This is a genomic window from Stutzerimonas sp. Brlt_14 (assembly GCF_051948915.1).
Taxonomy (GTDB): Bacteria; Pseudomonadota; Gammaproteobacteria; order Pseudomonadales; family Pseudomonadaceae; genus Stutzerimonas; species Stutzerimonas stutzeri.
This window is the reverse complement of sequence record NZ_JAYJLM010000001.1, coordinates 821,260-830,271: the sequence shown is the minus strand read 5'-3', so window position 1 is coordinate 830,271 and position 9,012 is coordinate 821,260. Positions and strand designations below refer to the sequence as shown.

The window sequence follows — 9,012 nt, the reverse complement described above, 5'->3', positions numbered from 1 at the left end:
CCGCATTCACTCCGTGCGCTCGGTAGCAGCATGCTCCGGCGCCCGCCAGCCGCCACCCAGGGCGCGGTAGAGTTCGATCAATCTGTTCAGCTGCGCCTCCTGCAGCTGCACCTCGGCCAGTTGGGTATCGAACAGATTGCGCTGCGCATCCAGCGCCTCCAGATAAGAGGAATAACCGCCGTGATAGCGGTCCTCGGCGATCGCCAGCGAGCGCGCCAGCACTTCGCGGCGCGCTTCAAGACGGCGGCTCTGACGGGCGAGGCTGTCCAGCCCGGATAGCGCGTTCTCCACCTCGCTGAAAGCATTGAGCGCCGCCCTGCGATAGGCGTAGGCAGCCTGATTGCGCTCGGCCGTGGCCACCGCCACGCCGGCCTCCAGCCGCTCGCCATCGAACAGCGGGGCCAGTACGCTGGCGCCGAGGCTCCAGACCTTCACCGGGTCGTAATCCAGCGCATCGACGTATAGCCGGCCCAGGCTTGCCGAGAGTTGCACCCGCGGCAGAAAGCGGTCGCGCTCGCTGTCGAGGAAACGGTCACTGGCGGCCAGCTGCAGCTCGGCCTGGTACAGATCCGGCCGCTGCCGCAGCAGCGCCGAAGGCAGGCTGCCCGGCACCGCTGGAGCCTGCAGTGCGGCAAGCGTGCCCCGTGGCACCGGCCCGGGCGGGTCACCGGTCAGGCGTCGCAGGGCGTGTTCCTGCTCGAGGATGGCCTGCTCCAGCTGCGGCACCAGTTGCGCGGCCGCCTCGTACTCCGAACGCGCCTGGGTCTGTTCCAGTTCGGAGGTGTAGCCCATGCGCGACCGGTCCTCGGCAACCGCCAGGGCGGCACGACGGGACCGCACCGTCTCGTGGGTCAGCAGCAGCTGACGATCCAGTGACAGCAGCGCCACATAGCCCTGCGCGACGGTCGCGGCCAGCGCCAGGCGCAGGGTCTGCTGCTCGGCTTCGCTGGCCTGGAACTGCAACTCTGCCGCCTCGCGCAGGCTGGCCAGGCGGCCCCAGAGATCGACCTCGTAGGCGAACTGCAGGCCGGGTTGCGCGGCGGTGGTGCGGGTCAGGCCAAGGGGGCCGAGGTCCTGGCTGCGCTCCAGCCCGAACACCGCGTCCAGGCTCGGCAGCAGTGCGGCGCGGGACAGGCGTATCCGCTCGCGGGCCGCCGCCAGCCGTTCGGCGCCGATCAGCACATCGGTGTTGCGCGCCAGCGCACGATCCACCAGATCGAGCAGAGCCGGATCGCCGAAGCCGCGCCACCACTGTGCAACCGGTGCGTTGCCATGGTTGGGCTGGCGCCACTGCGAGGGCACCTCGTCCAGCCGGGCTTCGGGTGGCAGCGGCTGGCGCGGAGGCACGCAGCCGGCCATCACCAGCGTCAGCGCCAGCGTGCCGAGCAGGCCGGTTTTCCTCATGGCGCCGCGGTGTCCACGTGGGTGACCACCGACAGCCCCGGCCGCAAGCGCTCGAGCAGCGGCTGGTCCGGGTCGATGGCGATGCGCACCGGCAGCCGCTGGACCACCTTGGTGAAATTGCCGGTGGCGTTGTCCGGGCGCAGCAGGCTGAACTCGGAGCCCGTGGCCGGGGCGATGCGCTCGATGCGGCCGGTCAGGCGCGCGCCGTTGAGGGCATCGACCTCGAAACTCACCGGCTGGCCGGGGCGCATGTTCGCCGTCTGGGTCTCCTTGTAGTTGGCGATTACCCAGAGCTTCGGCGGCACCAGGAACAGCAGCTGCGTGCCGGCAGTAACGTACTGGCCCAGGCGCACGCCCACCTCGCTGACCCGCCCAGCGCCAGGGGCGACGATCTCGGTGTTGGCCAGGTCGATCTCGGCCTGGTGCAGCGTTGCCTGGGCGATCTCGACCCGGGCCTGCAGGCCGCCCCGGGAGATGCCGCTGGCCTTGAGCGTCTGCTCGGCGATCTCGATGGCGGCGCGTGCCTTGCGCACGTTGGCCGACGCGGCGCGGGCGCTGGCGCGGGTCTGGTCGCGCTCGCGGATGGACACCGAGCCGCGCTGGGCGAGTTCGTCGACGCGACGCTCGTCGGCCCGTGCCCGTGCCTCTTCGGCCTTGGCGGCGAACAGGTCGGCGCGGCGCGCGGCCAGGGTGGCGCGGTCGGCGGCCAGTTGCTGGTCGAGGTTTTCCAGCTCGAAGCGTGCGGCGTCCCGTTCGGCGCGGCGCTGGGCGACCCGTTGCTGGTACTGCCTGTCATCGATGCGTACCAGCACCTGGCCCTGGCGGACCTGCTCGAAGTCCTGCACCCGCACCTCGGTGACGTAGCCGGCGACCTGCGGCGCGAGCACCGTGAGCTGGCCGCGCACATAGGCGTTCTCGGTGGTGACCAGGCTGCCGGTGAACGGCCAGAGCTGCCAGGCATAGAGGATGGCGAGCACGCCGACCAGGGCCACCAGCGTCATCAGGACGATCGAGCGGCGGCTTGGCTGGATCGTCTTGGGCGGCTCGGGCGGCTCGGGCGGTGTGCCGCCGGCGTCCGTGGTCGGCGTGGTCTCGGCGTCGGGTGTGCGCGCATCGCTCATGGGGCGGAAGCCTTCTTCTGTCGCGCCAGGCGCAGGGTGTGGAACAGTGACCAGCCGAGCACGGCGATGGCGAGCAGGCCGATCAGGCGGAACACGTCATTGAAGGCCAGCACGTTGGCTTCACGCGTGACGGTCTGCGACAGGCGAGCGCCGCCGAGTGCCTGGCGCAGCTGCGGGTCGAGCTGGGTGGCGGCCACTGCCTGGCTCTGTTGGGCGAGACGGGCGGCGATGCGTGGGTCGTCCGGCACCACCTGCTCGGTCAGGTGTGCCGAATGGTACTGCTCGCGGACGATCTGATAGGTGCCGAACACGGCGGGACCGGCAAGCCCGCCCAGGCTCTGGGTCATGGAAAACAGCACGATGAAGCTGACCAGGTAGTTCGGCCCGTTGGCCAGCGCCTTTCCGATGCCGGTGATCAGCAGCGGGCCGAGGAACATGCCGCTGGCGAACGACAGCAATCCCTGGCTGAGGAAGAGGTCATGCGGGCGGGTCTGGCTGGTGGCATCGACGTCGAGAAAGCTGGCGATGCCGATCAGCAGGATCGAGAGCAGTATCTGCGCCGCGGCGGTCCGTGGGCTGAAGCTCAGCGCGCTGGCGGCGATGCCCATCACCAGCCCCAGCAGAATCACCGCGTACAGCGGGCGCAGCTGATCCGGCCCCATGCCGAGCGTTTGCAGCAGGCCGACCGCGCCATAGCTCTGTTCGGACAGCAGAAAGCGCAGCGCCAGCGCACCGAAGGCGAAGCGCAGCATCTCGGCGGTGCCCAGCCAGCGTGTCTGCAGCAAGGGGTTGCGCCGGTGATGTTCGATCATGAAGGTCAGGCAGCTGAGCAGCAGGGCCGCGATCAGTGCGTAGCCCAGCCACGGCGCCTCGGTCCACCACTGCACGCGGCCCTGGGCGAAGACTGCGGCAACCAGCGCCAGCGCCGGGGCGAAGAGGGCGAAGGTAAGGAAATCCAGCGGCTCGAACACCTTGATGCGTTCGCCCAGCGGCAGCTTGAGCACCACCACGGCGGCCAGCGAGCAGAGCGCCAGGCCGCTTTCGAACACGTACAGGCGATGCCACTGGCCGATATCCACCAATGGTGGCGATAACAGCCAGGCCAGGGGCGTGGCGACTTGCGTCAGGCCGAAGGCGACGATCACCCCGCGTGGCAGATGGGTCTTGGAAAAGGCCTGGAGCATGTAGAACAGCCCCAGCGACGTGGTGGCCGCTGCGGCGAAACCGCTCGCTGCGCGCACGAACATCGCCATGCCCAGACCTTCGACGAACACATGGGCGATGCTGAGCAGCGCATAGATCGCCAGCCCCAGCTCGGCGAAATGCCGCAGGCCGTATTGCTGGCGCACCTTGATCAGCAGCAGGTTGGTCGAGACGTTGACCATGAAGTAGGCGGCCGGCAGCCAGGCGCCCTGCGCGGGCGTCAGGCCCAGATCGCCCTGGATCGCCGGCAGGTTGGCGATGAATAGCGCGTTGCCGAGCCCGCCGGTCAACCCCACCAGTACGGCAACCGCGGCGTAGGCCAGGCGCCGCGGTGGACTGTGCAGCAGGATCGCCGGCGAGCCGGGCATGGACGGGCGTTCGTGGGGTTCCCAGCGTGGTACCGGGGCAAGGTATTCGGGCATCTGGACTCGGCAGCTTGTTGCGCCGACGGGCGCGGTCCTAGGTAGGACAAGCGCTGCAACGAATTTCGCCCTCCGCTCACCCGATCACGGCATCGCCAGCAGCGGGCGCTGCCGTGCGCAGTCTCAGGCCGCCGTCGGCTCGGCGATATCGCAGCCCCTGAGGACCAGGCGGATGATGGTGTCGGCAGCGGCATCGTAGTCCGCCTCGTCGAGCCGGGCCTTGCCGGTGACGGTGCTGATCTGCCAGTCGAAGTCGGCGTAGGTCTGGGTCGCGGCCCAGATGCTGAAGAGCAGGTGGCTGGGGTCGATGGGGGCCATCAGGCCCTGGTCGATCCAGCCCTGAATGCAGGCGATGTTGTGGGCGGCCTGGGCGTTGAGCTGGGCGGTGCGCTCCGGTGACAGGTGCGGGGCGCCATGCATGATCTCGCTGGCGAACACCTTGGAGGCATAGGCGTGATCGCGGGAGATTCGGATCTTGGTGCGGATGTACGCGCGCAGCACCTCGGCCGGATGGCCTGGCTGATTGAACGGCGCCGAGGCTTCGAGCAGCGGTTCGACGATGCTCTCCAGCACCTCGCGATAGAGGTTTTCCTTGGACTTGAAGTAGTAGTAGACGTTGGGCTTCGGCAGCCCGGCGCGGGCGGCGATGTCGCTGGTCTTGGTGGCGGCGAAGCCCTTTTCCGCGAATTCCTCGCTGGCGGCTCGCAGGATCACGTCTCGGTTGCGCTCTCGAATGCTGGACATGCGGACCTGTTTGGCTGGCGCCGCCCGGCCTGGCGGCGGTTCGGCATGCTAGCACTCGCTTCTTTGCGGCCTCAACCGAGCCGCCATCCGTCGGTTCAGCCCGAGCCAAGGCTAAACGCCATCAAGTTCCCGACGGCCATGCCGCTAAATGGCCTTGCGTGCGTCATAAATTGTGTACAGTAGTGGCACTTTGATGTGTCCAATAATAACGCGAGGGCCTTCCATGCAGTTCTTCAAGCGCAGCATTCAGTGGCAATTGATCCTCAGCATGGGCGCGGCGCTGCTGGCGAGCCTGCTGATCGTCATCCTGGTGTATGCCTCGGCTGTCGAGCGCCTCGCCGAGCGCTACCTGCTCGACGAGGCGTTGCCGGCGAATATCAATGCCATCCGCAACGATATCGAGCGCACGCTGGCGGCACCCATCACCGCCACCGCCGGTATCGCCGGCAACACGCTGGTGCACGACTGGCTGATCCAGGGTGAGGATTCACGGCAGGCCGAGGCCATCGGTCGCTACCTCAATGGCGTGAAAGTCCAGCAGAACGCGCTGACCACCTCGGTCGCGGTGCTCGGCAGTGGCCACTATTACTCCGACGCCGGGCTGAGCCGGACCCTGTCACGCTCGACACCGGCCGATGGCTGGTTCTACAGCCTGGTGGACGGCACCCTCGAACGCCGGGTGGAGCTGGACGTCGACAAGGCCACCGGCCAGCCGACCCTGTTCATCAACCAGCGCATCAGCGCCGGCGGACGAGTGCTTGGCGTGGCCGGGCTGGGTTACAGCCTGAGCGCCATGTCCGCACTGATCGCCGACTTCCGCTTCGGCGAGCGCGGCGAGGTCTATCTGGTTGGCAGCGATGGCCAGGTGAAGATCCACCCGCGCAGCGAGCACAACGGCCGTGCTGCACTGGCGGAGCTGGCCGGCGCGCAGGCCGCGCGGCAACTGGAAACCCAGGCGGGGCAGGTGGTGCGTTTCGAACGTAATGGTGAAACGTTCCTGGCCATGGCGCAGCCGCTGGAAGGGCTCGGCTGGGCGCTGATCGCCGAGGTGCCCGAGGCGGAGATCTTCGGTGAGGCGCGGCGCACGCTCTGGACCACCAGCCTGATCGGCGCGGCCATCGGCCTGTTCTTTCTCGGCGTTATCGTGCTGCTGGCGCGTGGCCTGGTTCGGCCGATCCGCCAGGTGACGGCGGCGCTGGTGGAGATTGGTGGCGGCGGCGGCGATCTCACCCGTCGCCTGGACGAAAACCGGGCCGACGAACTCGGCGACCTGGCGCGTGGCTTCAACCGTTTCATCGGCAGCCTGCGCAGCCTTATCGGCGATGTGCTCAAGACCAGCGAGCAGCTGCGCAGCGCGGTCGGCCAGGTGGCACGGGTGGTGGACGACACCGCGGTGCGTGCCGGGCGGCAGCACGAGATGACCGACATGGTGGCCACTGCGGTGCACGAAATGGGGCTCACCGTGCAGGAGATCGCGCGTAACGCCAGCAATGCGGCGCAGGCTTCCCAGGGCGCGCGCAGCGAGGCGCTGGAGGCGCGTCAGGTGGTGGGCGAGTCGATCGGGCATATCGAGCGGATGTCCGGCGAGATCGGCCAGGCCGCGGGCTCTGTGACCGAACTGGCCCAGCAGGTGGCCTCCATCGATCAGGTGCTGGCGGTGATTCGCAGCATCTCCGAGCAGACCAATCTGCTGGCCCTCAATGCCGCCATCGAGGCGGCCCGTGCCGGCGACATGGGCCGTGGCTTCGCTGTGGTGGCCGACGAGGTGCGCACCCTGGCCAGCCGCACCCAGGCCTCGACCGACGAGATCCAGCAGATGATCGGACGGCTGAAGAACGGCGCCGAAATCGCCGTCAGCGCGATGCACGCCGGCCAGGCCGCAACGGGTACCGGTGTTCAGGCCAGCCAGCGCACCGGCCAGTCCCTGCAGGCGATCACCGCCCAGGTGGAAGCCATCAGCGACATGAACACCCAGGTCGCCGCCGCGACCGAGGAGCAGAGCAGCGTCACCGAGGAGATCACCCACAACGTGCAGGGCATCGCCGATCTGGCCCAGGCCACCGCCCAGGATGTGCAGGGCTGCCGGGCGGATTGCCAGACGCTGTCGAAACTGGCCGAGGACCTCGGCCGGCAGATGGGCAGCTTCCGCCTGTAGACGACGGAGCCGCCGAAATGAAAAGGGGCGCCTCTCGGCGCCCCTTTTTTTTTTGCCCGACCTTTTAGAAGTGCGCCTTGACGATGGCGCTGAAGGTGTTCTGGTCGGTCTTGCCAACAACTTGCCTGCTGAACTCGCCGCCGTCCTCGATACCGTACTTGTTGGTCCAGTAGTCGTATTCGATACCGACGTAGAGCTGCTTCTCGCCCCAGTTCATCGCCTTGCCCAGGTCGTACTTGATCTGCGGGTTGAAGTGGAAGTTGGCATGGTATTCCTCGCCACGGGAGTTGCGGTCGTTGTCGACCACCCAGTCGATGAAACCGTCGATGAGGATGTCGGAGTTGCCCACCGGCAGGGTGTAGCCCCACACCGGGGTGATCTGCCAGACACCGTCGCCCACGCGGTCGCCGTCGGTGTCGCGGTGATAGATGTTGACGGAGAAGTAGTCGAAGCCGGGGACATTCAAGTCGAAGCCCGGTCCGATCATGTAGGTTTCCACATCGCCTTCGCCGAACTCGTAGGTCATGGCGACCAGCACGTCCTTGATCGGACCGAAGCTCAGGTCCCGCTGAAGGATCTTGCCGAACGACAGGCGCGGCGAGAATTCGCCGTAGAAGGTGCTGTCATCGCGACCGTTGTCGTTGCCCTTGCCGTTGTAGTGGATCGAGTCGACGAAGAAGAAGGTGTCGCCGTACTTCCAGCCATTGACGTGCTCGAAGGTGACGGTCTGCTGAATCGGCGAATCGATCTTGTAATCCTTGCCGTACAGGTAGGTCAGGCTGTTGCTGTGCCAGTGCAGCAGCCCTTCGGCCATCGCCGGAGCTGACAGCAGGCTGCCGGCGACTGCGGCTGCGATGGGGAGAGTCTTCAGGTGCATGGTGGTGCTCCTAGGGTCGATGGTGGCTTTTTGTTGTCATTGTCGTCCAATGCCGTCGTGGCGAGAAGCGCCTAACGCCTCGGCTCGCGGCTGAATTAGCCGCATTGACTCGGACATGGCGTCGCAGTATGCCGATTGCCGGCGATGCTGCCGGCCCGACCTGCAGCGTTCATGCCTGATGGACCGGCTTGCGTCTGGTCAGAAGTGGGCCTTGACGATGAAGTTGACCACGTTGTTGTCGGTGTTGAAGACGCTGCTGTCCTCGATGCCGTACTTGTTGCTCCAGTAGTCGTATTCGATGCCCACATAGAGCCGGCCGGCCTCGTGGTCCAAGGCCTTGCCCAGGTCGTACTTCACCTGCGGATTGAAGTGGAAGTTCTTCGCCAGGTAGTTGCCGCGTGCCTTGGAGCCGGCGTCGTTCACCACCCAGTCGATATAGCCGTCGAACAGGATGTCGGACTTGCCCACCGGGATGGTCATTGCCCAGGTCGGGGTGATCTGCCACTGACCACTCGGCTTGCCGGTGGCGCCGTCGGGCTTGCGGTAGTAAGTGTTGATGGCGAAACGGTCGAAGCCCGGCACCCTGAGGTCGACGGCCGGGCCGAGCAGGTAGTTCTGGTTCGGTGTGCCGTTGGCCAGGCTTTCGCCACGCTCGTAGGTGGCCGAGATCAGCACGTCCTTCACCGGCCCGAACGACAGGTCCGTGCCGGTGAGTTTCCCGAGCGACAGCCGCGGGCTGAACTCACCGTAGTAAGTTCGGCCGTCCTTGCCCGAGTGGCCGTTGAACCATTTGTGGTCGACGAACAGGAACATGTCGCCCCAGCTCCAGCCGCTGGCGTGTTCGAAGGTGATGGTCTGCTGGATCGAGGCCTCGCGGCCGTCCTCGCCCGAGTCGACGGCGAAGTTCTTGCCGTACAGATAGGTCAGGCTGTTGTTCTGCCAGAGCATCAGGTCGGCTGCCAGGGCAGGGGTCGTCAGCAGGGCGCCGGTGAGCGCCAGGCAGCAGGGAGCAGTCTTCAGTCGCATGGGATATTCCCTTGTGTTTTTGTTATAGGCAGGGCCGCACGACCGGCACTGCTCCGGTCG

Annotated in this window: 7 protein-coding genes; 1 reads left to right on the top strand and 6 read right to left on the bottom strand. The window is 66.8% G+C overall.

The features are described from left to right. Window positions 1-6: 6 nt before the first annotated feature. The 4 genes from VF716_RS04015 to VF716_RS04000 all read right to left on the bottom strand — a co-directional run bounded on the left by VF716_RS04015 (window position 7) and on the right by VF716_RS04000 (window position 4,894). On the bottom strand, window positions 7-1,404 hold the full coding sequence (locus VF716_RS04015) for an efflux transporter outer membrane subunit (protein WP_017245849.1): 1,398 nt from the start codon (window positions 1,402-1,404) through the stop codon (window positions 7-9). Continuing rightward, on the bottom strand, window positions 1,401-2,525 hold the full coding sequence (locus VF716_RS04010) for an HlyD family secretion protein (RefSeq protein ID WP_440551869.1): 1,125 nt from the start codon (window positions 2,523-2,525) through the stop codon (window positions 1,401-1,403). Before VF716_RS04010 ends, VF716_RS04015 begins: the two co-directional genes overlap by 4 nt. Beyond that, window positions 2,522-4,096: an MFS transporter gene (locus VF716_RS04005; RefSeq protein ID WP_151320852.1), complete on the bottom strand. Its 1,575-nt coding sequence runs from the start codon at window positions 4,094-4,096 to the stop codon at window positions 2,522-2,524. The genes VF716_RS04010 and VF716_RS04005 overlap by 4 nt, the downstream gene beginning before the upstream one ends. Window positions 4,097-4,273: 177 nt before the next feature. Then, window positions 4,274-4,894 (bottom strand): TetR/AcrR family transcriptional regulator, encoded by a 621-nt coding sequence (locus tag VF716_RS04000; protein ID WP_440551867.1) that lies wholly within the window; start codon window positions 4,892-4,894, stop codon window positions 4,274-4,276. A gap of 223 nt (window positions 4,895-5,117) precedes the next feature. Here VF716_RS04000 and VF716_RS03995 point away from each other — a divergent pair, with 223 nt between their 5' ends. After that, window positions 5,118-7,049 (top strand): methyl-accepting chemotaxis protein, encoded by a 1,932-nt coding sequence (locus VF716_RS03995; protein ID WP_440551864.1) that lies wholly within the window; start codon window positions 5,118-5,120, stop codon window positions 7,047-7,049. A 64-nt stretch (window positions 7,050-7,113) separates the two neighbouring features. Here the strand turns inward: VF716_RS03995 and VF716_RS03990 are convergent, their stop codons facing one another. Both VF716_RS03990 and VF716_RS03985 read right to left on the bottom strand, forming a co-directional pair. Next, window positions 7,114-7,926, bottom strand: a complete 813-nt coding sequence (locus VF716_RS03990; protein WP_014597444.1) for an outer membrane protein OmpK — start codon at window positions 7,924-7,926, stop codon at window positions 7,114-7,116. 198 nt (window positions 7,927-8,124) lie between these two features. Further along, complete coding sequence (locus VF716_RS03985) at window positions 8,125-8,952, bottom strand: outer membrane protein OmpK (protein ID WP_014597443.1); 828 nt, start codon at window positions 8,950-8,952, stop codon at window positions 8,125-8,127. Window positions 8,953-9,012: the final 60 nt, after the last annotated feature.